21 protein-coding genes are annotated in these 24664 nt (G+C 59.5%); 12 read left to right on the top strand and 9 right to left on the bottom strand.

Annotated elements, in window-relative coordinates:
* Positions 1-106 precede the first annotated feature (106 nt).
* From cyoE to hmpA, 7 genes are all read right to left on the bottom strand, one after another.
* Entirely contained in the window at positions 107-994 is an 888-nt protein-coding gene (cyoE, locus tag ACV8MC_RS11810; RefSeq protein WP_016773305.1) for a heme o synthase, read from the bottom strand.
* A 10-nt stretch (positions 995-1004) separates the two neighbouring features.
* The gene (gene cyoD / locus ACV8MC_RS11805) at positions 1005-1340 is read right to left on the bottom strand and encodes a cytochrome o ubiquinol oxidase subunit IV (RefSeq protein ID WP_011335842.1); all 336 of its coding nucleotides are present in this window, start codon (positions 1338-1340) and stop codon (positions 1005-1007) included.
* On the bottom strand, positions 1340-1963 hold the full coding sequence (gene cyoC / locus ACV8MC_RS11800; RefSeq protein ID WP_024014230.1) for a cytochrome o ubiquinol oxidase subunit III: 624 nt from the start codon (positions 1961-1963) through the stop codon (positions 1340-1342). The genes cyoD and cyoC overlap by 1 nt, the downstream gene beginning before the upstream one ends.
* A gap of 3 nt (positions 1964-1966) precedes the next feature.
* Entirely contained in the window at positions 1967-3997 is a 2031-nt protein-coding gene (gene cyoB, locus ACV8MC_RS11795; RefSeq protein ID WP_041479948.1) for a cytochrome o ubiquinol oxidase subunit I, read from the bottom strand.
* 3 nt (positions 3998-4000) lie between these two features.
* Complete coding sequence (gene cyoA / locus ACV8MC_RS11790) at positions 4001-4942, bottom strand: ubiquinol oxidase subunit II (protein WP_024014231.1); 942 nt, start codon at positions 4940-4942, stop codon at positions 4001-4003.
* A gap of 827 nt (positions 4943-5769) precedes the next feature.
* Entirely contained in the window at positions 5770-6279 is a 510-nt protein-coding gene (locus ACV8MC_RS11785; RefSeq protein WP_256809626.1) for a disulfide bond formation protein B, read from the bottom strand.
* Positions 6280-6502: 223 nt separating this feature from the next.
* The gene (gene hmpA / locus ACV8MC_RS11780) at positions 6503-7684 is read right to left on the bottom strand and encodes an NO-inducible flavohemoprotein (RefSeq protein ID WP_305381505.1); all 1182 of its coding nucleotides are present in this window, start codon (positions 7682-7684) and stop codon (positions 6503-6505) included.
* A 163-nt stretch (positions 7685-7847) separates the two neighbouring features.
* Here hmpA and norR point away from each other — a divergent pair, with 163 nt between their 5' ends.
* The 5 genes from norR (at position 7848) to ACV8MC_RS11755 (ending at position 12682) form a co-directional block, all read left to right on the top strand.
* Positions 7848-9410: a nitric oxide reductase transcriptional regulator NorR gene (gene norR / locus ACV8MC_RS11775; RefSeq protein ID WP_252882656.1), complete on the top strand. Its 1563-nt coding sequence runs from the start codon at positions 7848-7850 to the stop codon at positions 9408-9410.
* Positions 9411-9989: 579 nt separating this feature from the next.
* A complete protein-coding gene (locus ACV8MC_RS11770; RefSeq protein WP_016773296.1) occupies positions 9990-10892 on the top strand; it encodes a chemotaxis protein CheV in 903 nt (300 codons plus the stop codon).
* Positions 10893-10895: 3 nt separating this feature from the next.
* Complete coding sequence (locus ACV8MC_RS11765; protein WP_236168920.1) at positions 10896-11378, top strand: GNAT family N-acetyltransferase; 483 nt, start codon at positions 10896-10898, stop codon at positions 11376-11378.
* A 144-nt stretch (positions 11379-11522) separates the two neighbouring features.
* Positions 11523-11849 (top strand): hypothetical protein, encoded by a 327-nt coding sequence (locus tag ACV8MC_RS11760; protein ID WP_056790191.1) that lies wholly within the window; start codon positions 11523-11525, stop codon positions 11847-11849.
* 83 nt (positions 11850-11932) lie between these two features.
* On the top strand, positions 11933-12682 hold the full coding sequence (locus tag ACV8MC_RS11755) for a YkgJ family cysteine cluster protein (RefSeq protein WP_457265342.1): 750 nt from the start codon (positions 11933-11935) through the stop codon (positions 12680-12682).
* A gap of 135 nt (positions 12683-12817) precedes the next feature.
* Here ACV8MC_RS11755 and ACV8MC_RS11750 read toward each other — a convergent pair whose 3' ends face one another.
* Positions 12818-13057 (bottom strand): hypothetical protein, encoded by a 240-nt coding sequence (locus ACV8MC_RS11750; RefSeq protein ID WP_016773292.1) that lies wholly within the window; start codon positions 13055-13057, stop codon positions 12818-12820.
* Between the two features lie 406 nt (positions 13058-13463).
* Here ACV8MC_RS11750 and ACV8MC_RS11745 point away from each other — a divergent pair, with 406 nt between their 5' ends.
* The 7 genes from ACV8MC_RS11745 (at position 13464) to ACV8MC_RS11715 (ending at position 23499) form a co-directional block, all read left to right on the top strand.
* On the top strand, positions 13464-14624 hold the full coding sequence (locus ACV8MC_RS11745) for an efflux RND transporter periplasmic adaptor subunit (RefSeq protein ID WP_457265339.1): 1161 nt from the start codon (positions 13464-13466) through the stop codon (positions 14622-14624).
* Positions 14621-17734: a multidrug efflux RND transporter permease subunit gene (locus tag ACV8MC_RS11740; RefSeq protein WP_252876876.1), complete on the top strand. Its 3114-nt coding sequence runs from the start codon at positions 14621-14623 to the stop codon at positions 17732-17734. Before ACV8MC_RS11745 ends, ACV8MC_RS11740 begins: the two co-directional genes overlap by 4 nt.
* 7 nt (positions 17735-17741) lie before the next feature.
* Entirely contained in the window at positions 17742-18419 is a 678-nt protein-coding gene (locus tag ACV8MC_RS11735) for a heavy metal response regulator transcription factor (protein ID WP_016773287.1), read from the top strand.
* Positions 18409-19773 (top strand): heavy metal sensor histidine kinase, encoded by a 1365-nt coding sequence (locus ACV8MC_RS11730; protein ID WP_252868270.1) that lies wholly within the window; start codon positions 18409-18411, stop codon positions 19771-19773. The genes ACV8MC_RS11735 and ACV8MC_RS11730 overlap by 11 nt, the downstream gene beginning before the upstream one ends.
* A gap of 299 nt (positions 19774-20072) precedes the next feature.
* Positions 20073-20294 (top strand): hypothetical protein, encoded by a 222-nt coding sequence (locus ACV8MC_RS11725; RefSeq protein ID WP_016773285.1) that lies wholly within the window; start codon positions 20073-20075, stop codon positions 20292-20294.
* 152 nt (positions 20295-20446) lie between these two features.
* Complete coding sequence (locus tag ACV8MC_RS11720; protein WP_457265337.1) at positions 20447-21805, top strand: OprD family porin; 1359 nt, start codon at positions 20447-20449, stop codon at positions 21803-21805.
* A 185-nt stretch (positions 21806-21990) separates the two neighbouring features.
* The gene (locus tag ACV8MC_RS11715) at positions 21991-23499 is read left to right on the top strand and encodes a sensor domain-containing diguanylate cyclase (RefSeq protein ID WP_457265335.1); all 1509 of its coding nucleotides are present in this window, start codon (positions 21991-21993) and stop codon (positions 23497-23499) included.
* A 179-nt stretch (positions 23500-23678) separates the two neighbouring features.
* On the opposite strand, the gene lpxC is transcribed toward ACV8MC_RS11715, so the two are convergent.
* A complete protein-coding gene (gene lpxC / locus ACV8MC_RS11710) occupies positions 23679-24590 on the bottom strand; it encodes a UDP-3-O-acyl-N-acetylglucosamine deacetylase (protein WP_007916984.1) in 912 nt (303 codons plus the stop codon).
* Positions 24591-24664: the final 74 nt, after the last annotated feature.

Below are 24664 nucleotides of genomic sequence, written 5' to 3'. Positions count from 1 at the left end.
ATAAGCAGCTTGACTATAGACAGCCTATCAACAAATCGCTGCTCGAATAAACAAAAAACCCCGCACATCTCTCAACGTGCGGGGTTTTTCCTGAAGCTTGCAAACCTTACGGCGCGTACGTCAGCAACAGCTCTGTCGGCACCTTGAAGTCCAGGGACATCATGACGCTCAACGCAGTGATGGTGAAGATCGAGAACACGAACAGCTTGCGTGCCCAGACGGTGTCATCGACTGCCTTGTAGCCGGTCCAGGCCATGTACAGCCAGTACATGCCCATGGCGGCGGCGACGGCGAGGTAGCTCATGCCGGCGTAGCCGCTGAAGGTCAGCATCAAGGTCGCCACGAGGAACGCCAGGATGTAGAGCAGGATGTGCTTCTTCGCCACTTGAATGCCGCGTTTCACTGGCAGCACCGGAATCGATGCGGCCAGGTAATCATTGAAACGGAAAATCGCGATGGCGTAGGAATGCGGCATCTGCCACAGGCTGAACATCACCAGCAGGGTCAGTGCGGCCATGTCGAAGCTGTTGGTCACGGCAACGTAACCGATCACTGGCGGCATGGCGCCCGACAGACTGCCCACCAGCGTGCCGTGAACCGACTTGCGCTTGAGGTACAGGCTGTAGAAGCCGACGTAGATGATGAAGCCGATTACTGCGAACAAGGCAGCCAACGGGTTGGCCACCTTGTACAACAAGGCAACGCCGAGAACACCCAGAATGGTCGCGTAAACCAGGGCCAGTTTCAGGGAGATGAGGCCCTGGACCAGCACACGGTTCTTGGTGCGTTCCATCTTCAGGTCGATGTCGCGGTCGATGCAGTTGTTGAACACGCAACCGGAGGCCACGACCAGGGAAGTACCGATCATGGCGGCCAGAAACACCGCCAGATCGACATGCCCTTTCGAGGCCAGGAAGAACCCGCCTGCCACAGAAAGCACGTTACCGAAAATGATCCCCGGTTTGGTGATTTGGATAAAGTGCTTGAGCGACATCGGGTCTACCTCACTTCGCCATCATGTACGTGTGGATGCTGAACATGATCCACAGCGACAGGCCAACCAGCAGCACGATCACAATCGCCGTGAAGACGAACGCGATCACGTTGTTACGCTGTGCAATGGAACGGTCCAGGTGCAGGAAGTAATACAGGTGAACGATCACCTGGATCACTGCGAACAGCAGAACGATTGCCAGCGTCGTCGACTTCGGCAGGGTCGGGTACATCACCAGACCGAACGGAATGACGGTCAGGATTACCGACAGGATGAAGCCGATGGCGTACGACTTGACGCTGCCGTGGCCAGCATCGTGGCTGTCATGGGAGTGTGCATTAGCCATTACAGAGTCCCCATCAGGTAAACAACGGTGAAGACGCAAATCCAGACCACGTCCAGGAAGTGCCAGAACAGGCTCAGGCAGCTCAGACGGGTCTTGTTGGTCGACGTCAGGCCATGCTTGTTGACCTGATACATCATGATGCCCATCCAGATCAGACCGGCCGAAACGTGCAGACCGTGGGTACCGACCAGGGTGAAGAACGCCGACAGGAAGCCCGAACGGCTAGGACCGAAGCCCTCGGAGATCAGCAGGTGGAACTCGTTGATCTCCATGGCGATGAAGCCCGCGCCGAGCAGGAAGGTCATGAACAACCAGCCCAGGACCGCCTGCTTCTTGCCCTTGTACAACGCCAGCATGGCGAAGCCGTAGGTGATCGAACTGAACAGCAGCAGAGCGGTTTCGCCCAGCACGTAAGGCAGTTCGAAGATCTCGTGGCCCGACGGGCCACCGGCAACGTTGTTTACCAGTACTGCGTACACCGCGAAGATCGACGCAAACAGAATGCAGTCGGTCATCAGGTAGAGCCAGAAACCGTATACGGTCATCTCGCCCGAGTCGTGGTGATGGTCATCGTGCCCATGGTCACCATGGGCGTGTCCAACATTGGTCACTAAGTTCGACATGGTTTAAGCCTGTTCCAACGAGGTTTCAACACGGGTGGCATTGGCCGGGATTTTCCCTGCCGCGACCAGACGCTTGTGCTGCTCGGCTTCGATACGCTCGATCGTTTCAACCGGAACCATATAGCCCTGGTCGTCACGTGCAGCGTGGATCACGAAGTAAACGACGGTGCCCACCAGGCTCGCGATCGCCAGCCACCAGATGTGCCAGATCATCGCGAAACCGAAGACGGTCAACAGCGCGCCCATCACCACGCCAGTGGCGGTGTTGTTCGGCATGTGGATCGGCTCGTACTTGGCCGGACGCTGGTACGCAGTACCGTTTTCCTTGGCTTCGGTGAACGGGTCGATGCAGTCAGCCTTAGGCAGCACAGCGAAGTTGTAGAACGGTGGTGGCGACGAGGTCGACCATTCCAGGGTGTGTGCATTCCACGGGTCACCGTGATCGCAAACGTTCTCTGGCTTGTTGCGGTCACGCACACTGACGTACAGCTGGATCAGTTGGCAGGCGATACCCACAGCAATCATCACCGCACCGAACATGGCAACGTACAGGTACGGTACCCACTCAGGGTTGGTGGTGGCGTTCAGACGACGGGTCATGCCCATGAAGCCCAGTGCATAGAGCGGCATGAACGCGACGAAGAAGCCCGAGATCCAGAACCAGAACGCTGCTTTACCCCAGCCTTCGTGCAGCTTGAAGCCGAACGCTTTCGGGAAGTAGAACGCGAAGCCAGCGATGTAACCGAATACCGCACCGCCGATGATCACGTTGTGGAAGTGCGCGATCACGAACAGGCTGTTGTGCAGCACGAAGTCAGCACCCGGGATGGCCAGCAGTACGCCGGTCATGCCGCCGATGGCGAAGGTCACCATGAAGCCCAGTGTCCACATTACCTGGCTGGTGAAGCGCAGACGACCCTGGTAGATGGTGAACAGCCAGTTGAACAGCTTCACACCCGTCGGGATGGAAATCAGCATCGTCGCCAGACCGAAGAAGGCGTTGACGCTCGCACCCGAACCCATGGTGAAGAAGTGGTGCAGCCAGACCATGAAGCCCAGTACCGAGATCGCGCCCGAGGCGTAGATCATCGAGTGGTGGCCGAACAGTTTCTTGCCGGTGAACGCCGAGATCACTTCCGAGAAGATGCCGAATGCCGGCAGGATCAGGATGTAAACCTCAGGGTGGCCCCAGGCCCAGAACAGGTTGACGTACATCATTGGATTGCCACCAAGTTCATTGGTGAAAATGTGGAAATCCATGTAACGGTCAAGGGTCAGCAGTGCCAGGGTAGCGGTCAGGATCGGGAACGAAGCCACGATCAGAACGTTTGCCCAGGTGCAGGTCCAGGTGAAGATCGGCATGTCCATCAGTTTCATGCCAGGGGTACGCATTTTCAGTACGGTCGCGAGGAAGTTGACCCCGGTTAACGTCGTACCCAATCCGGATAGCTGTAGCGCCCAGATGTAGTAATCCATACCCACGCCAGGACTGTATTGCAGACCCGACAGCGGCGGATACGCAACCCAACCGGTCTTGGCGAACTCGCCGACGCCCAGGGACAGGTTGATCAGCACAACGCCGGACACCAGCAGCCAGAAGCTCAGGGAGTTCAGGAACGGGAACGCAACGTCACGCGCGCCGATCTGCAGCGGCACTGCAAGGTTCATCAGGCCGGTGAAGAATGGCATCGCCATGAAGATGATCATGATCACACCGTGAGCGGTGAAGATCTGGTCATAGTGTTCAGGTGGCAGGTAGCCAGGCGAACCCTCGGTGGCCATGGCCAGCTGGGTACGCATCATGATCGCGTCGGCAAAGCCGCGCAGCAGCATGACCATGGCGACGATGATGTACATCACGCCGATTTTCTTGTGGTCGACCGAAGTCAGCCACTCGGTCCACAGGTACGTCCACTTCTTGAAGTAAGTGATCGCAGCGAACAGCGCCAGACCACCGAGGGCGATCATGGCGATGGTCACCATCACGATCGGCTCGTGGAATGGGACTGCTTCCCAACTTAATTTACCAAACATCGTTTACTCCTCTGCCCCGGCAGCTGAATGCGAACCCGCGTCAATATCCGTGGCCGCCACTTCTTTCTCTTTCTTCTCGTGCTTCAGCGGCTTGCCCGGCTTCATACCTTCGTACTTGTCGACGATGATCTGGAACTGGTTCGGCGTGACCGACGAGTAGAGTTCGACTGGGTTGTTCTGGCTCGGTTTGGCCAGGGCCGCGTATTCAGCCTGATCAAGCTGTTTAGGCGACTTCTTGACTTCACTTACCCAGGCGTCGAAATCTTCCTGAGTGGTGGAGATAGCCTTGAATTTCATACCGGTGAAACCGGCACCGCTGTAGTTGGCGGAGATACCGTCCATTTCAGCGTTGCGGTCAGCGATCAGGTGCAGCTTGGTCTGCATGCCCGCCATCGCGTAGATCTGGCCGCCCAGGCCCGGGATGAAGAACGAGTTCATCACGGCGTCGGAGGTGATCTTGAAGTTGATTGGCGTGTGCGCCGGGAACACGATCTTGTTGACCGTGGCAATGCCTTGTTCCGGGTAGATGAACAGCCACTTCCAGTCCAGCGCGACGACTTCGATGGTCACCGGCTTGACGTCAGACTCGATCGGACGATACGGGTCCAGCTCGTGAGTCGAGATGTAAGTGATGTAGCCCAGGGCGATGATGATCAGCACCGGGATGGTCCATACGGCCACTTCGATCTTGGTCGAGTGCGACCACTTCGGCGTGTAGACGGCGTTCTTGTTCGAAGCGCGGTACTTCCAGGCAAACAGGAAGGTCATGACGATGACCGGCACGACGACCAACAGCATCAGCAGCGTGGCGGTGATGATCAGGTTGCGCTGTTCCAGGCCGACCTGGCCCGTTGGATTGAGCAAGGTCATGTTGCAGCCTCCCAGCAACAACGTGCCGAGCAGCGGCACTAGGCCTAGTAATCTGGGGTACCTGTTTTTACTCATCTCACGACCTCTAAAGCAGCTTGCGCAATGCAGTTGGGTTTTGATCGCCAACACTTCACCCTGCCAAGGGTTGGCATTTTCTTTGGATTGAATAAGGGCCGCCCGTCGCGCGTCTCACGCTCGACAAAACCTTGGGACAGCGTTCAGTTCTTATTCGAATTCGTGGTCAAAGGCCTTGTTACAGACCAATTCCATTTGGTGCGGAAAATTGGAAAGGCACCGACACCAGGGTGTCTCGAAAGCCTCGCGGCTCGCTCGACACCCGACCTCCTGATCAGTTCCTTGATAAAGGCTGAACAGCGTCGGGAATTCAGTGCGGGCGATTGTAGATAGGTAGCGCCCTATACACCATGTCTTATCCCGAAATAATTTTTATCACTCAGAGCAACAATCCATCGCCATTTTTGCAAAAGTTGCGCAAGTTATCGAAAGCGTTTCTCAATAAAAGCGGCAAAATCTGCCAGCGTAACCGCCTCAAATCAGACAGCTCTGCACCCGTTCTACAAACGCTGGAGCGGCGCAAAGCCCGATGTTCCAAGGGCTTCGTCCATCTGCCGGCGCCTGTTAAAACTGCCTGCTCTGGTACGTCCGTGCTCAAGCCCGAAAACGATAAAACTGGCCAATGTTTTTATGTAACAGGCGGCCAATCCGCCGCTTCCCGAGTCCCTGCGACAGCCCCTGTGTGACAACATGTCGCACATTTGCCGCACGCTTCATTGCCGTTCGTCACGGTGTTTTCACAAACGCTCTGAAATGCAAAACGCCCCGATTTTCATCAGCGAAAATCGGGGCGTTTTGTTTATCGGCAGCTCTGCCGAGAAGTTGACTCAGCGCAGCGCTTTTCGATTATGCGAGGTCAGCAACGGCACCAGAATCACCACCAGCACGAACGCCACCAGCGCCCACTGTGCCAGCGACAGGCCGAGGATCGGCGGATACGGCGTCGAGCAGAAACCGTCGACCTGGAAGCCCAGCGGGAAAATTTTCGCCAACGGCAGATCATCGACAATCGGTTGCAGCACATCGACGCCACAACTCACCGCCGGATAGAACTGCGTATAGACGTGATGCCCGGCCACACCGGCCCCGGCGATCGCACAGATCACTACCAGTGTCTCGAACACGGTGATGCTGCGACGGCTGCGCATGCCCGCGCCAATGAAGGCGAACAGTGCAATCAGCAACAGTGCATAGCGCTGCAGGATGCACAGCGGGCAAGGTGCTTCGCCGAGCACGACCTGCATGTAAAGTGCGCCGCCGATCAACGCCAGGCAGATGATCCCCAGCAACACCAGATAGCGCCGCTCACGCCCCAACCGCATCGTTTCCTCGCTCATTGCCTTTCCTTTGTAAGTCCATGGTCCAGCCAGCCGGCGGCTGAAATTGTCGCAAGTCTACACCGGGGCAATAAACGATAGAGCGGTTAAGGAATGATTAACCAACATGGCTTTTGCGGGGCGCAGAAGATTCGCGAGCAGGCTCGCTCCCACAATGGATCTGCGTCGAACGCAAATCCGCTGGGAGCGAGCCTGCTCGCGAACGAGACAAGGCGGTCTCGGATCACTCCAGAGCAGCAGCCGGGCCGAAGAACTCGTAACGGCTCTGCTTCTCCGGCACGCCCAACGCTTTCAGGTGCCGTTTGATCGCGCCCATGAACCCTTTCGGTCCCAAGAAGTAAGCATCGACATCACGCTGCGCCGGCAGCCACTGGCCGAGCAGTTCTTCGCTGAGCAGGCCAACCTTGTCCGCCGCCGGGCTGACGCCATCTTCTTCGGCGTAGCAATAGAAGCGTTTGAGCTGCGGATGACGCGCCGCCAGCCCATCGACCCAGTCGCGGAACGCGTGGACGCTGCCGTTGCGCGCGCAGTGGATAAAGTGCACCGGACGCTCGGTTGCCAGCGCTGCTTCCAGCATCGCCAGAGTCGGAGTGATGCCGACGCCGCCACTGATCAGCACCAGCGGCTTGTCGCTGGCCGCCAGGGTGAATTCGCCCGACGGCGGGAACAGCTGAATGCTTGAGCCGACGTGCAGTTGATCATGCAGATAGTTGGACGCGCGACCGTTCGGTTCACGCTTGACGCTGATGCGGTACTGACCATTGTTGGCCAGTGCCGACAGCGAATAGTTGCGACGGATTTCTTCGCCGTCGAGCATCAGCTTCATGCCGATGTACTGACCCGGTTCGGCCGCAAGAATCGGCCCTTTGTCCGCCGGTTCGAAGTAGAACGAGGTGATTTCCGCGCTCTCTTGCACCTTCGCCGCGACGATGAATTCACGCGCACCGCGCCAGCCGCCGACCGCTTGTTCCTTCTGGTCATAGATCGCGGCTTCCGCGCCGATCAGGATGTCGGCCAGTTGCCCGTACGCAGCGCCCCAGGCACTCATCACCTCAGGCGTGGCGATCTCTTCGCCGAGCACCTCGGAGATGGCGCGCAGCAGGCAGCTGCCGACGATCGGGTAATGCTCCGGCAGAATCTGCAGGGCGACGTGTTTGTTGATGATCTTCGCCACCAGATCGCCCAACTGGTCGAGCTGATCGATGTGCCGGGCGTACATCAGCACGCCGTTGGCCAAGGCACGCGGCTGATCGCCACTGGCCTGATGCGCCTGGTTGAACAGCGGGCGCACCTGCGGGTATTCGGAGAGCATCATGCGGTAGAAATGCGTGATCAACGCCTCGCCGCCGCTTTCCAGCAGAGGCACGGTGGATTTGACGATGGCACGATCCTGGACGCTAAGCATAAGGTGACTCCTGGGCTTTCTGGAAAGATTGCCTTAGGGATATCAGCTTTCATGCCAACTAATTAATCCTTTTAATTCAATAACTTGAAACCTTCATAGTCATTTCGACACAAATGAACGTATAGTCATCGCGACTACATCTTGTCTATTTGACTACATACCCATGACCGCCAAATCCCTGCTTACCGCCCTGCTGCCTCTGGTCGCTGACCTGTCCCGCGAACTGCCCGAGGGCGAGCGCTATCGGCGCCTGCTCGAAGCCATGCGCGCTTTGCTGCCTTGCGATGCCGCCGCGTTGTTGCGTCTGGATGGCGAATCATTGGTGCCGCTGGCGGTGGATGGCTTGAGTACCGACACCCTCGGCCGCCGCTTCAAGGTCAGCGAGCATCCGCGTTTTGAAATCCTGCTGGCCGGCGCCGGGCCGACGCGCTTCGCTGCCGACAGCGACCTGCCCGATCCTTATGACGGATTGGTCGATGGCCTCGACGATCATCTTGAAGTTCACGACTGCCTCGGCTGTCCTTTATTCGTCGATGAAAAACTCTGGGGCCTGATCACCCTCGACGCGCTGGACCCGGAGCGTTTCGAGCCGATCGAACTCGACGCACTGCAAGCCTTCGCCAGCCTCGCCTCGGCCACGGTCAACGCCGCCGAACGCATCGAACGTCTGGCCACCCGCGCCGAAGACGAGCATCAGCGCGCCGAGGTCTACCGTCAGGCCAGCGGCCAGCAGCACCGCGAAATGATCGGCCAGAGCAAGGCGCATAAACGTTTGGTGGAAGAAATCAATCTGGTCGGCGGCAGTGATCTGACTGTTCTGATCACCGGCGAAACCGGGGTCGGCAAAGAGCTGGTAGCCCAAGCCATCCACGCCGCCTCCGCGCGCGCCGACAAACCGATCATCAGCCTCAATTGTGCCGCCCTCCCCGACACGCTGGTGGAAAGCGAACTGTTCGGCCACGTGCGCGGCGCTTTCACCGGCGCCACCAGCGATCGGCGTGGCAAGTTCGAACTGGCCAATGGCGGCACGCTGTTTCTTGATGAAGTCGGCGAGCTGTCGCTGACGGTCCAGGCCAAGTTGCTGCGCGTGCTGCAGAGCGGTCAGTTGCAGCGCCTGGGTTCGGACAAGGAGCATCAGGTCGATGTGCGTCTGATTGCAGCGACCAATCGCGATCTGGCCGAGGAAGTGCGCAGCGGTCGCTACCGCGCCGACTTCTATCACCGTTTGAGCGTGTATCCGCTGCGGGTGCCGGCGCTGCGCGATCGTGGACGTGATGTGTTGCTGCTCAGTGGCTTCTTTTTGGAACAGAACCGCTCGCGCATGGGCCTCAACAGCCTGCGCTTGAACAGTGATGCTCAGGAAGCGCTGCTGGCCTACACCTGGCCGGGGAATGTCCGGGAGCTGGAGCATTTGATCGGGCGCAGTGCGCTGAAGGCGCTGGGTAACTGCAAAGTGCGGCCGAAGATTTTGAGTCTGAGCGCGGCGGATCTGGATTTGCCCCGTGAGGTTGTGGATAACGTGGTTGCGCCTGCCAATGCAGACTTGGCCAGTGTGATGCCGATGATCGGTGGTGATTTGCGCAGTGCCACCGATGAGTTTCAGCGGCGCCTGATCAGTGCAGCGCTGGAGCGTCATCAGGATAACTGGGCGAGCGCGGCGCGAGAGTTGGGGGTGGATCGGGCGAATCTTGGGCGCATGGCCAAACGACTAGGCATGAAGAGCTAAAAGCACACCCTCACCCTAGCCCTCTCCCAGAGGGAGAGGGGACTGATTGGGGGATATTGAAGAACTCCACTGACGTGAAAGATTTCTTCCGAATCCATAATCGACTCGGTCGTTAAGGTCGGTGTAAAACGCCAGACACCTCCGTCGGCCCCCTCTACCACTGGGTGAGGGGACTGATTGGGGGATATTGAAGAACTCAACTGACGTGAAAGATTTCTTCCGAATCCATAATCGACTCGGTCGTTCAGGTCGGTGTAAAACGCCAGACACCTCCGTCGGCCCCCTCTACCTCTGGGAGAGGGGACTGATCGGGGGATATTGAAGAATTCCACTGACGTGAAAGATTTCTTCCGAATCCATAATCGACTCGGTCGTTCAGGTCGGTGTAAAACGCCAGACACCTCCGTCGGCCCCCTCTACCTCTGGGAGAGGGCTGGGGGTGAGGGGCAGTGATAGAGAGAACAGCGATCAACTCAAGCCGACTAGCCGACAACTAACCTAAAGCCCACCCCTTTAACGCCGATAACACGGCATCAAAGGTTTCTGGCGATTTCCACTCTCGCCCCACAGAAGGTTCTTATGTCCTCCACCAAAGCCCGCGCAGATTCACTTTCGCTTCTGCTGTTTACCTTGCGCAGCGGCAAGCTGATGGCGATCAACCTGCTGAAAGTCAGTGAAATCATTCCCTGCCCGCCGCTGACCAAGCTGCCGGAGTCGCACCCGCACGTCAAAGGCATCGCCTCGCTGCGCGGTGCATCGCTGTCGGTGATCGACCTCAGCCGCGCGATCGGCGAGCGGCCGCTGGAAGATCCCAACGGTGGCTGCCTGATCGTCACCGATGTCAGCCGTTCCAAGCAGGGTTTGCATGTGCAGGCGGTGAGCAAGATCGTCCATTGCCTGACCACCGACATCAAGCCGCCACCGTTCGGCTCCGGCGGCTCGCGTGCCTACATCACCGGCGTGACCTCGGTGGACGGCACGCTGGTGCAGGTGCTGGATATCGAAAAAGTCATCCACAGCATCGCCCCGGCGCAGATCGAAATGGCGCCGACCGACCTGACCATGGAAGACGCCGAAGTGCTCGGCAACGCGCGCATTCTGGTGGTCGATGACAGCCAGGTGGCCCTGCAGCAATCGGTGCACACCCTGCGCAACCTCGGCCTGCAATGCCACACCGCGCGCAGTGCCAAGGAAGCCATCGACTGCCTGCTCGACCTGCAAGGCACCGCGCAGCAGATCAATCTGATCGTCTCCGACATCGAAATGTCGGAAATGGACGGCTACGCCTTCACCCGTACCCTGCGCGAAACCCCGGATTTCGCTCACTTGTACGTCTTGCTGCATACCTCGCTCGACAGCGCGATGAACAGTGAAAAAGCTCGCCTGGCCGGTGCCAACGCGGTGCTGACCAAGTTCTCCTCGCCGGAGCTGACCCAACGCCTGATCGAAGCCGCCAAGCACGTCGCGGCCAACGGGCACTGAGTCTTGGCCGAGACGTTTTGCTTTCTGCTGCGCCGCGACTTGAGTGGACCTCTGCCGGATGCTCAGTGGCCGGACGGGATTGAGCTGTCCGTCTACCGCGAGGAACTGGCGCCGGCAGTGCATCAGCTGATGCAGCTCGGACAGCTGGAAGGTGGCGGTCGAGTGCCGTCACTGGACGATTGGCAGCGGCGCTTTGCCAGCGACCCTGAATACGATCCAGCGCTGTGTTTCGTCGCCTGCGATGCCGAGGGTGTGGTGGGCGTGGCGCAGTGCTGGACCAGTGCGTATATCAAGAATCTGGTGGTGCACCCGCGAATGCAGGGCCGGGGGCTTGGACGCGCGTTGTTGCTGCATGCCTTCAGCGTCTTTCAACAGCGGCGCGAGGGGTTTGTCGATTTGCGGGTTCTGGAGGACAACCTGCGGGCGCGGCGGTTGTATGAAAATGCCGGGATGGTTGTGGTTCGGCGCGAGCCTGTGCCCGACTGATCTACCGCTTTCGCGAGCAGGCTCGCTCCCACAGGTGGATTGCATTTCAAACTGTGGGAGCGAGCCTGCTCGCGAAGGGCAGCACTGGCAACTTCCGCTATCCGACAGACTCCAACCTTGGCCATAACCAAGGATGCCCCAACCATGAAAGCCATCACCCTGGCGCTGCTCAGCCTCATCGCCCTCGCCTCCCAGGCCCATGCCTCCAGCCCCGACGCCTGGGCTGCCTATGACAAGACCGTCCTCGCCAGCTGCACCAAGGCCAGTGGCCTGAAAAACGTCAAACCGGTCGGCACACCGGCGCAATTCGACGACCGCGTCGGTTACACCGCCGTTCTGCTGCAAGGCCAATACCCGCAAAAACACATGAAAGGCCAGCAAGGCAGCGAGCTGTGCCTGTACAACAAACAGTCGAAAACCGCGTACGTCACCGAGTGGGATTCGATTCGCCCGACCGCCAAACCTCAGTGAATGGCGCACAACTTGCTTCGACCCGGCCCTGTGCGGTGGTTTTCCGCCACCGTTTCACACCCTGATTGAAGACAGATCGCTCAATGAATACGACGTTTTCCTGCGTAGGTTGCGGCAAATGCTGCACCGATCACCATGTCCCACTGACGCTCGCCGAAGCCCGCATGTGGGCGGCGGATGGCGGTCAGGTGATCGTGCTGGTCGAGGCGTTTCTCGGCAATGGCCTGGGGCTGCCAGCGCAACAGCGCGAACATGCCGAGCGCCGTTCGGCGGTGGTTCGCAGTGGCACTACTGATGCTCACGTGGCGATCACCTTTGCCGCCTACAACGTCGGCCCCTGCCGGAATCTTGACGACGAAAAGCGCTGCCGGATCTACGAGCGTCGCCCGCTGGTGTGCCGGATTTACCCGGCGGAAATCAATCCGCACATCCCGCTCAATCCTGCTGCCAAGGATTGCCCACCGGAGTCCTGGGAACAGGGACCGGAGCTGATTGTGGGGGGCGAGTTGGTTGATCGGGAACTGGTTGAGTTGATTCAGCGTTCACGTCAGGCGGATCGGGACGACATCAGACTCAAGGATGCGATCTGCGCAATCCTGGGAATTCGCACCACGGCGCTCAAGGGTGACGGGTTCACCGCGTACTTGCCGAACATGGATGCCTTTGCGGCAGTGATCGACCAAGTGAGCGCGCAACCGCTAGCGGCGCAAACCAGTGAATGGCTGTTTCATTTGTCCGGCGATGACGTGGCCGGACAGGTGCTGGCTGCGGGTGGGCTGGTGGTGACTGAACCGGCGCAGACTTATGCGTTTATTTCATTGCGCGCGGCTTGATCTGACATTTGTGCTGTAGCGGCTGTCGCATTCGCGAGCAGGCTCGCTCCCACATTGGATCTGCGCCAAACACAAAACCTGTGGGAGCGAGCCTGCTCGCGAAGAGGCCAGCACAAGCACCATCACTTTCCGATGTCAGCGCTTGCCCATCGACCGACGCGTCCCCGGCGGCGCCATGCCCGGGGTTTTGGTGTGGCCATTCTTCGCGCCATTCTTGTACCACGGCTGATTCGAGCCTTTCGCCGAGGCAAGCTCGCCCGGCTTGAACGGGAACTTGAACGCCGGGATCTCGGCCTTGGTTTCGCTGGCGTCAGCCACTTCAGCCGGGACGTCGCTCACAGCGTCGTCAACCGGCGGTTGGGTCGGGGAAGTCATAAAAGCTCCGGGAACAAAAAGTCGGCCCGATCAGTGAGCCGCAAAGGCGCGCAGTATACCTGTGCGCTCTGGCTCGGCATCTGAAGATTTGCACCGTGCGCTGAACGGTTTTCCCCTCACCCTAACCCTCGCCCTGGGGAGGGTTAGGGTGAGGTGTTTACTCGAGGTTCGCCGACATGGGATACCGAGTCGAACTCAGGTTCGAAAAGCCCACAAATCGGCTCCCTCTCCTTGGGGAGAGGGCTGGGGTGAGGGGCGAATCCAACACAAGAGCATCGCCGCACACTGCTACTCCCCATCTATACAAACGAAACTGACAATCCTGACAGCCAGCCGTCACCCTGCCGACCGCCTGAGCGGTTTATAACTGGTCAATCTGCCCAAACTCCAGACTTCGGCGCCGCGCATGTCCATCCAGAAAAACAAAATCCTGCTGGCCACTCTCCTGATTCTGCTGGCAGCCGCCGGCCTGTGGTTCGCGCTGAAACCGGCGCCGGCCAAACTGGCTACACCGACTGCCATCCCGGTGCGGGTGGTGACGGTCAGCGCAAAAGACGTGCCGCGCTATACCAGCGGCATCGGCTCCGTGCTCTCGCTGCACAGCGTGGTGGTGCGTCCGCAGATCGACGGCATTCTGACGAAGATTCTGGTCAAGGAAGGTCAGCTGGTCAAAGCAGGCGACCTGCTCGCCACCATTGACGACCGCTCGATCCGCGCCAGCCTCGACCAGGCCCGCGCGCAGTTGGGCGAGAGTCAGGCGCAGTTGCAGGTCGCGCTGGTCAATCTCAAGCGCTACAAACTGCTCAGCGTCGACGACGGCGTGTCGAAGCAGACCTTCGACCAGCAGCAAGCGCTGGTCAATCAGCTCAAAGCCACCGCGCAAGGCAATCAGGCCTCGATCGATGCGGCGCAGGTGCAACTGTCCTACACGCAGATTCGCTCCCCGGTCACCGGGCGCGTCGGCATTCGTACGGTCGATGAAGGCAACTTCCTGCGCATGACCGACACCCAGGGCCTGTTCACCGTCACGCAGATCGACCCGATCGCCGTCGAGTTCTCCCTGCCGCAGCAGATGCTGCCGACCCTGCAGAGCCTGATCAGCGACCCGCAACGCGCCCCGGTCAAGGCGTACATCGGAGCCGATACTGATGGCGAAACCGGCAATCTGCTCGGCGAAGGTCAGCTGACCCTGATCGACAACCAGATCAACGCCAACACCGGCACCATCCGCGCCAAGGCCGAGTTCGCCAATGCCAGCCAGAAGCTCTGGCCGGGTTTGCTGGTGACGGTAAAAATTCAGACCGCTGTGGATAAAGATGCGTTGGCGGTTCCGCCCACCGTCGTACAGCGTGGCCTCGAACAACACTTCGTTTACCGCGTGAAGGACGACAAGGTCGAGGCAGTGCCGGTACAGATGATTTATCAGGGCAGCGGTCAGGACATCATCAAAGGCGTCAACGCTGGTGACGTACTGGTGACCGACGGCCAGTCGCGGCTCAAGCCCGGGGCGAGCGTGCAAATCATGAGCGAGCCGCCGCAAGTGGTGCAGGCGGAGCCCAAGCCATGAACTCGCACAAGGGCATCTCGACCTGGTGCATCGATCACCCGGTAGCGACGATTTTGCTGACGTTCGCTCTGGTACTGGTCGGCGTAATTGCCTTCCCGCGTTTGCCGATTGCGCCACTGCCGGAAGCGGAGTTTCCTACAATTCAAGTGTCGGCGCAGTTGCCCGGCGCCAGCCCCGACACCATGGCTTCCTCGGTGGCGACGCCGCTGGAGGTGCAATTCAGCGCCATCCCCGGCATGACCCAGATGACCTCGAGCAGCGCGCTGGGCTCAACCCTGCTGACCTTGCAGTTCACTCTCGACAAAAGCATCGACACCGCCGCCCAGGAAGTGCAGGCGGCGATCAATACCGCCGCCGGCAAGTTGCCCAAAGACATGCCGACGCTGCCAACATGGAAGAAGGTTAACCCGGCCGACAGCCCGGTGTTGATTCTCAGCGTCAGCTCGACGCAAATGCCCGGCACCGAACTCAGCGACCTGGTGGAAACCCTGCTCTCGCGTCAGATCAGTCAGATCGACGGCGTCGGCCAGATCAACATCACCGGTCAGCAACGCCCGGCGATTCGCGTACAAGCTTCGGCGGACAAACTCGCGGCCATCGGCCTGACCCTGGCCGACATTCGGCTGGCGATTCAGCAGACCAGCCTCAACCTGGCCAAAGGTGCGCTGTACGGCGAGTCGAGCATTTCCACGTTGTCGACCAACGACCAGTTGTTCCACCCTGAGGACTACAGCCAGCTCATCGTTTCCTACAAGGATGGCGCCCCGGTTCACCTGCGCGATGTCGCCAAAGTCGTCAACGGTGCGGAAGATGCCTACGTGCAGGCTTGGGCCGGAGATCGACCTGGTGTGAATCTGGTGATTTTCCGCCAGCCTGGCGCCAACATTGTCGAGACCGTTGATCGCATTCAGGCCGCCCTGCCCGGCCTCGAAGCGATGCTGCCGGCCTCGGTGCAGGTGAAAACCCTGATCGACCGCACGCAGACCATTCGCGCCTCGCTGCATGAAGTGGAAATCACTTTGCTGATCGCGATCCTGTTGGTGGTCGCGGTCATGGCGCTGTTCCTGCGCCAGTTGTCGGCGACGCTGATTGTCTCGGCGGTGCTCGGTGTCTCGCTGATCGCCAGTTTCGCCCTGATGTACGTCCTCGGCTTCAGCCTGAACAACCTGACGCTGGTGGCGATCGTCGTCGCGGTCGGCTTCGTTGTGGACGATGCGATCGTGGTGGTGGAAAACATTCATCGCCATCTCGAGGCCGGTGACGATATGCGCGAGGCGGCGATCAAGGGAGCCGGCGAGATTGGCTTCACCGTCGTTTCGATCAGTTTCTCGCTGGTGGCGGCATTCATTCCGCTGCTGTTCATGGGCGGTGTGGTCGGGCGCCTGTTCAAGGAATTCGCCCTGACCGCGACGTCCACCATCATGATTTCCGTGGTGGTGTCGCTGACGCTGGCGCCAACCCTTGCTGCGCTGTACATGCGCAAACCGGTGCATCACGCCAGCGCCAAACCGGGTTTCAGCGAGCGCTTGCTCGGCTGGTACGAAAAAGGCCTGCGCCGCGCCCTCGATCATCAGAAACTGATGATTGGTGTGTTCGGCTTATCTTTGGCGCTGGCTGTTGCCGGTTACATCTTTATTCCCAAGGGTTTCTTTCCGGTGCAGGACACCGGGTTCGTCCTCGGCACCACCGAAGCCGCTGCGGATATTTCCTACGGCGACATGGTGAAAAAACACTTGGCGATGGCCGAAATCGTTGCAGCCGATCCGGCGGTGCAGGCGTTCTCGCACTCCGTCGGGGTTTCCGGCAGCAACCAGACCATCGCCAACGGGCGCTTCTGGATCGCCCTGAAAAAACGTGGCGATCGCGATGTCAGCGCCAGCCAGTTCATCGATCGCATCCGCCCGCAACTGATGAAAGTGCCAGGCATCGTCCTTTATTTGCGCGCCGGGCAGGACATCAACCTCAGCTCCGGCCCTAGCCGTGCGCAGTACCAATACGTACTCAAGAGCAATGACGGCGCGACCCTCGCCACCTGGACCCAGCGCCTGACCGAGAAACTGCGCAGCAACCCGGCGTTTCGCGACATTTCCAACGATCTGCAACTGGGCGGCAGCATCACCCACATCAGCATCGATCGCAGCGCAGCGGCGCGTTTCGGCTTGACGGCAAGCGATGTCGACGAGGCGCTGTACGATGCGTTCGGCCAACGGCAGATCAATGAATTCCAGACTCAGGTCAATCAGTACAACGTGATTCTGGAACTGGATACCAAACAACGCGGCAAGGCCGAAAGCCTCAACTATTTTTACCTGCGCTCACCACTCAGTGGGGAAATGGTGCCGCTCTCGGCTCTGGCCCGATTCGACGCGCCGACCATCGGCCCGCTGTCGATTGCCCATGACGGTATGTTCCCCGCCGCCAATATGTCATTCAACCTCGCCCCCGGCGTGGCATTGGGCGATGCGGTGATTCAGCTCAATCAAGCCAAGGCCGAGATCGGCATGCCCATCGCGATCAGCGGCAATTTCCAGGGCGCGGCGCAGGCGTTCCAGAGTTCGCTGGCCAGCCAGCCATGGCTGATTCTCGCGGCGCTGGTGGCGGTGTACATCATTCTCGGCGTGCTTTATGAAAGCTTCGTGCATCCGCTGACGATCATTTCGACCCTGCCGGCAGCAGGCCTCGGCGCGGTGATCATGCTGTGGATCTGCGGCCAGGACTTTTCGATCATGGCGTTGATCGGTCTGGTGCTGCTGATCGGCATCGTCAAAAAGAACGGCATCCTGATGATCGACTTTGCGCTCGAGGCGCAGCGCCAGCGCGGCCTGGCGCCGCAGGAGGCGATTTTCGAAGCGTGCATCACCCGGTTCCGGCCAATCATCATGACCACCCTCGCCGCCCTGCTCGGCGCATTGCCGCTGATGCTCGGTTACGGCACCGGCGCCGAACTGCGCCAGCCGTTGGGCATTGCCGTGGTCGGTGGTTTGCTGGTCAGCCAGATGCTGACGCTGTTCACCACGCCGGTCATATACTTATGGCTCGAGCGGCTGTTTCACCGGCACTCACACCCACCAGCCCCAACGCCCGCAACGGCACTGGCGACCACAGACTGAGGCGGTCATGCGCGTTCTGATTATCGAAGACGAAGAAAAAACCGCGGACTATCTGCACCGGGGCCTGACCGAACAGGGCTATACCGTGGACCTTGCCCGCGACGGCGTCGAAGGCCTGCATCTGGCGCTGGAATGCGATTACGCCGTGATCGTCCTCGACGTCATGTTGCCGGGGCTCGATGGCTTCGGCGTACTGCGCGCATTGCGTGCGCGCAAGCAGACCCCGGTGATCATGCTCACCGCCCGCGAGCGCGTCGAAGATCGGATAAAGGGCCTGCGCGACGGCGCCGACGATTATCTCGGCAAACCGTTTTCCTTTCTCGAACTGGTCGCCCGCCTGCAAGCGCTGACCCGGCGCAGCGGCGGCCACGAACCGGTGCAAGTGACCATCGCCGACCTGTGGATCGATTTGATCAGCCGCAAGGCCACCCGCGCCGGCACGCGCCTGGACCTGACGGCGAAAGAATTTTCCCTGCTCAGTGTGCTCGCCCGGCGCCAAGGCGAAATTCTCTCGAAAACCGCCATCGCGGAAATGGTCTGGGACATCAATTTCGACAGTGACGCCAACGTCGTCGAAGTCGCGATCAAACGCCTGCGCGCCAAGCTCGACGGGCCGTTCAACGAAAAACTGCTGCACACCATTCGCGGCATGGGTTATGTGCTGGAGAGCCGTGGTGTCCAGTAACTCGATTGCCTTGCGCCTGAGCGGCATGTTCACGCTGGTGGCGCTGGTGGTGTTTCTGTTAATTGGCGGCGCGCTGTATCAACAGGTCGACAAGGGCTTGGGATTGTTGCCCGAAGCCGAGCTGGATGCGCGGTACAGCGTGCTCGAATCCACCGTCGGGCGTTACGGCACGCCGGAGCATTGGGTGAAGATCAACAACAAGCTCAAACTGCTCGGCGAGGAAGACAAGCGCATCAGTTTCTGGATCAGCAGCGGTGATCCGCGCTACGAATACGGCAATCTCACCCCGCAGATTCGTGCCGCCATCAATGGCCCGTTGGGCATGCACGATCTGCAACTGCCCGATCAACCCTACCCACTGAAAGTGCTGGTCAGTCAGTTCCCGGCCAAGGATCAGCGCCCGCCGCTGCGCTTCATGATCGGCATCGACACCGAGACGCTGCATCAGACCCAGCATCACTTGCTCATCGCCCTGATCAGTCTGGCGATTGTCGGGGTGCTGCTGGCCTCGGCATTGGGCTATTGGGTCGCAAGAATCGGTCTGAAGCCGTTGATCAAACTGTCGCAGGAAGCCCAGCGTCTGGCACCACCACTGCGCGCCGGGCGCTTGCGTCTGTCGCCGCTGCCGCCGGAACTGGAGCAGTTTGTCGAATCGTTCAACTCAACTCTGGAACGGGTTGAACTGGCCTATTCGCGGCTGGAATCGTTCAACGCCGACGTCGCCCATGAACTGCGTTCGCCGCTGACCAACCTGATCGGCCAGACCCAGGTCGCACTGACTCGCGGGCGCTCCGCCGAACACTATTTCGAAGTGCTGCAATCCAATCTCGAAGAGCTTGAGCGACTGCGCTCGATCATCAACGACATGCTGTTTCTGGCCAGCGCCGATCAGGGCAACAAGGCGACCAAACTGACCTCGACGTCACTGGCTGATGAGGTGGCGACGACACTGGACTATCTGGATTTCATTCTTGAGGACGCGCAGGTTGAAGTGCAGGTCAGCGGCGATGCGCAAGTGCAAATCGAGGTCGCGCACCTGCGCCGGGCGTTGATCAACTTGCTCAGCAACGCGGTGCAGCATACCGATCCGGGCCAGGTGATCGAGGTGCGCATCGAGGTTGAAGAACACCAGGTGAGCATTGGCGTGGCCAATCCCGGGACGCCGATTGCCAGCGAGCATCTGCCGAGGTTGTTCGAACGGTTTTATCGGGTCGATGCCTCGCGTAGCAACAGCGGCAATAACCACGGCCTGGGGCTGGCGATCGTCAAGGCGATTGCGCTGATGCATGGCGGGGATGTGTTTGTGCGCAGTGATCGGGGCATGAACACCTTTGGCATCCATCTCCCGGTCTGAATGCTCAGCCAAGCCCTGTGGCGAGGGGATTTATCCCCGCTCGGCTGCGCAGCAGTCGCAAATCCTGTGCACAAGGTCCAAGAATCTTTGAGGCTGGAATTCTTGGGGCCGCTTCGCAGCCCAACGGGGATAAATCCCCTCGCCACAGGCCACCATCACGCACAGACCGGGTTGTTACCCGTGCCGATCTTTGCTTTTGCTGTAACAGTCATTTATGAAAATCGCGCTGTTTCCCAACCCTCGGCAACCTTATCTTTGCCCGCACCAAACAGCACTCGCCAAGCGAGAAGGTTTTCAAGATGTCCAACAGTATGGGTATTGCCAGCGCATTCGTTTTGTCCTCATTGATCCTGTCGCCGATGGCGATGGCTGAAGAATCGCAAGCGTTCGTGGCGCACAACGTCGCTCGCGCGCAGGCATTCGATCAGCATCAGGCCGAAGTGATGGCCAAGGCTCAAGACGCGACGCAATCCCCGCAAGCCGCTACTTCCCAGGCTCAAGCGCTCGAGAAAGACAGCTGAGTCGCACCGCGAAAGGTTTCCCTCGACGCGGTTGTTTGGCTCTTCCCGTTCAACCGTCGTCACTCCAGGCCGCTGCCATTCAGCGGCCTTTTTTCGTTGTGGTCTGAAAGCCGTCTGGCGCGTCTGAAAAAACAAGAAACATCAAGCCGCTCATGAACCAGAGCGGCCCGCTGACCCAAGGAGCTCCACCGCACGTGTTTTACCCTGCCCGCCTCACCCCGCTGTTCATTGCAATTGCCGCAACGATTGCTTCCGCCGCCCACGCCGACGAGCTCGCTGAACAAAGTTTCGTCGAAGGCTCAAGCCTCAGCCTCAATGCCCGCAACTACTACATGAATCGCAACCGCTTGCAGAAAGCGGACGACAACATTGAATGGGGGCAAGGTTTTCTCGGGGTTTTCGAATCGGGTTATACCGAAGGCACGGTCGGCTTCGGCGTCGATGCTCATGCCATGCTCGGCTTGAAACTCGATGGCGGAGGCGGTACCGACGGTTCGAGCATCCTGCCGATCAGCGACGGCAACGGCAAAGCGCCGGGCTCGTTTTCAACCGCCGGCGGGACCCTGAAGCTGCGAGCATTCGATACCGAACTGAAGGCCGGTGACCTGTTCCTCACCAACCCGGTGATTGCCGGCGGCGATACACGCATGCTGCCGCAGACGTTTCGTGGCATCAGCCTGAGTAACCGCAGCTTCGACGGCTGGCTGATCGAAGGTGGCCAGGCCAGTTTCACCAAGCCGTATAACCAGAGCGGTCATCCCCGAATCGGCACGTCCTACGGCACGCTGGCCGATGGCGATGACAGCCAACACTTGAACTGGGCCGGTGTGGCCTGGAGCGGCGTTGAGGGCCTGACCAGCAGCCTTTACGCGTCCGAGCTCAAGGACATCTGGAACCAGTACTACTACGACCTGGATTACACGTGGCACTTGAACGATCTGGTCAGCCTCAATCCGGGCGTGCACTTCTACCACACGCAAGACACCGGTGATGCGCTGCTCGGCGATATCGACAACAACACCTGGAGCGCGCATCTCACCGTCGGCATCGGCAGCCACAGCGTCACTGCCGCCTATCAGCGGGTCAACGGCAACACGCCGTTCGACTACATCAGCCAGGGCGACAGCGTTTATCTAGACAACTCGCAGCAGTATTCGGACTTCAACGGTCCGAACGAACGCTCCTGGAAGCTCAAGTACGCTTACGACTTCACTGGCCTCGGCATGCCCGGATTGACCTCGGCGCTGTCCTATTCACGCGGCACGGTGGATCTGACCAAAGCCGACCCGAACAGCGCAGGCTATTCCAGCTGGTACAGCGCCGACGGCCATAACGCCAAGCATTGGGAACGCGACATCGATTTGCAGTACGTCGTGCAAAGCGGCCAGGCCAAGGATCTCGCGGTGCGCCTGCAATGGGCCACCAACCGTGGCGGCAACGGCTACGGCGCGATTGATTCGGATACAGATGAATACCGCGTGATCATCGACTACCCGGTCAACGTCTTCTAAGATCGGCGCTGCGTTTTTCAGATCCTGTGATCTACCCTGTGGGAGCGAGCCTGCTCGCGAAAGCTGATTGTCAGTCAACATCTGTGTTGAATGACACACCGCTTTCGCGAGCAGGCTCGCTCCCACAGGTTCGTCCGGCGTCAGCCCAACTAAGCTTATGAAACCACTCCAATCGGCTCCCCATCATGATCGCCAGCCGCACGCCCTCCATCACAGGCCTTACCGGTCGCCCCGAGCGCCTGCTGATCCTCGGCAGCCTGCTGACGGTGATTGCGATGGTGTGCATCGTCACATTTCTGCTGATCCGCGAGTACGCCAGTGCGCAGGAAGTCGCGACGCGCCGCGCCACGACCATTGCGCAATTGATCGACGCCGATGTGCTGCGCACCGTCGAGCTGTACGACCTGACGCTGCAAGGCCTGATCGCCGCCGCTCAGCGTGACGACCTGCAGAACGTCTCGCCGCAGATCCGTCATCTGGCGCTGTTCGATCGCTCTGCCACCGCGCGCTTCAAAGGCGACATCCTGCTGCTCGACAAGCATGGCGAGGTGATCGCCGACTCCTCGCGCATCGAACCGAAACCGGGCAATTTCGCCGACCGCGATTATTTCCTCGCCCATGCGTTCAACCGTGACATGGGCATGTTCATCAGCCGCCCGTTCAAGACCCGTTGCGATTGTGAAGAAGCCGATCAGTGGCGCATCAGCTTCAGCCGGCGCATCTCCGCGCAGACCGGTGAATTCCTCGGCGTAGCGGTGGCGTCGCTGAAACTCGACTACTTCGACGACCTGTTCAAAAGCCTCGACATCGGCACCGACAGCACACTGAACATCATCAACAGCGATGGCGTGCTGCTCGCGCAGAAGCCCTATTTGCAAAGCGATTCGGTCGGCAAGAGTTTCGGCAACCGGCCCAACGTCGTGCGGATTCTCAACGATCGCGATGGCAGCGGCAGTTTCACCAGTACCTCGAGCATGGATAAACAACGCCGGCTCTATACCTACTCGCGGGTCGGCAATCTGCCGTTGACGGTGATGGTCGCGCTGTCCAGCGAGGAGGTGTTCGGCACCTGGCGCCGCACAGCGATTCTGATCAGCGGCGCCACCGGCGTGTTGTGCCTGGGGCTGTTGTGGCTGACCTGGCTGCTCGCTCGGGAACTGCGTTTGCGCCATCGCGCCGAACGCGAACTGGCGCAACTGGCTGCGACCGATGATCTGACCGGCGTTGCCAACCGACGCATGCTCGACCAGACCCTGCGCCACGAATGGTTCCGCGCGCAGCGCTCCGGCCAGCCGCTGTCGGTGATGATGATCGATGCTGACCACTTCAAGGCCTTCAATGATCGCCATGGCCATCAGGCCGGGGATCAGGTGTTGCGCGAACTGGCCAAGGTAATCACCGCGAACGTGCGGCGCCCGGCGGATCTGGTCGCGAGGTATGGCGGTGAAGAGTTTTCGGTGATTCTCGCCGAGACCGACAGCGCCGGGGCGCAGCAGATCGCCGAGCAGATTCGCCGGGCTGTGGAAAACTTGCCATGGGTTGAAGGCGCTGAGCGGGCGATGACGGTGAGTATCGGCATCGCCACCTGGACATCGGCGAGCGAGATGACACTTGAGCAGCTGCTGTTTGCAGCGGACAAGGCGCTGTATCAGGCCAAGGAAGGCGGGCGCAATCGCGTTGTAGTGTCAGCCTGATGTTTCCAGGGTGAAGGCACCGGCGCCTTCGCGAGCAGGCTCGCTCCCACGGTTGGAATGCTTTTCAAAGGTGGGAGCGAGCCTGCTCGCGAAGAGGCCTGATCAGGCACTAGAGAAACCACAGGCATAAAAAAAGGCCATCCGAGGATGGCCTTCAAAAAACTAGAGAGGTTTTTTACTTACACCGCCGCAACCGGGCGCATGTAAGAGATCGGTGCGGTGCTGGCGTCTTCGAACGTCACCACTTCCCACGCATCTGTCTGCTCAATCAATTTGCGCAGCAGCTGGTTGTTCAGTGCATGACCGGACTTGAAGCCTTTGAACTCACCAATCAGGCTGTTGCCCAGCAGGTACAGGTCGCCAATCGCGTCGAGGATCTTGTGTTTGACGAATTCGTCTTCATAACGAAGACCGTCTTCGTTCAACACGCCATCAGCGTCGACCACGATCGCGTTTTCCACGCTGCCGCCGAGTGCGAGGTTGTGCTTGCGCAGGTACTCGATGTCACTCATGAAACCAAAGGTACGGGCGCGGCTGACTTCTTTTACGAACGAAGTGCTGGAAAAATCCACGCTTGCACTCTGGGTGCGGTCCCGGAATACCGGGTGATCGAAATCGATCTCGAAGCTCACCTTGAAGCCTTCGAAAGGGACGAAAGTGGCGCGCTTGTCGCCGTCTTCCACTGTCACTTCACGCAGGATGCGGATGAATTTCTTGGCGGCGTCCTGTTCTTCCAGGCCTGCCGATTGAATCAGGAATACGAAGGGTCCAGCGCTGCCATCCATGATCGGGACTTCGGACGCGGAGAGCTCGACGTAGGCGTTATCGATGCCCAGGCCAGCCATGGCCGAGAGCAAGTGCTCTACCGTGTCCACTTTGACGTCGCCATTGATCAGCGTCGTCGACATAGTGGTTTCACCGACGTTTTCCGCGCGGGCAGGAATCTGCACCACAGGGTCGAGGTCAGCGCGACAAAACACAATGCCAGTGTCGACAGGCGCAGGCTTGAGGGTCAGATAGACCTTCTCGCCGGAATGCAGGCCTACACCTGTGGCACGGATAATATTTTTCAGTGTGCGTTGTTTAATCATGGCTTGGGCCGCTTCAGCGCAAATTGCGAACTGGTATCAACAAAGGCTGGCGATGATAGCAGACCATGCCTTTG

It is taken from the genome of Pseudomonas sp. PK-RTE-24, from assembly GCF_054052265.1.
This window is presented reverse-complemented; position numbering and strand designations above follow the sequence as displayed.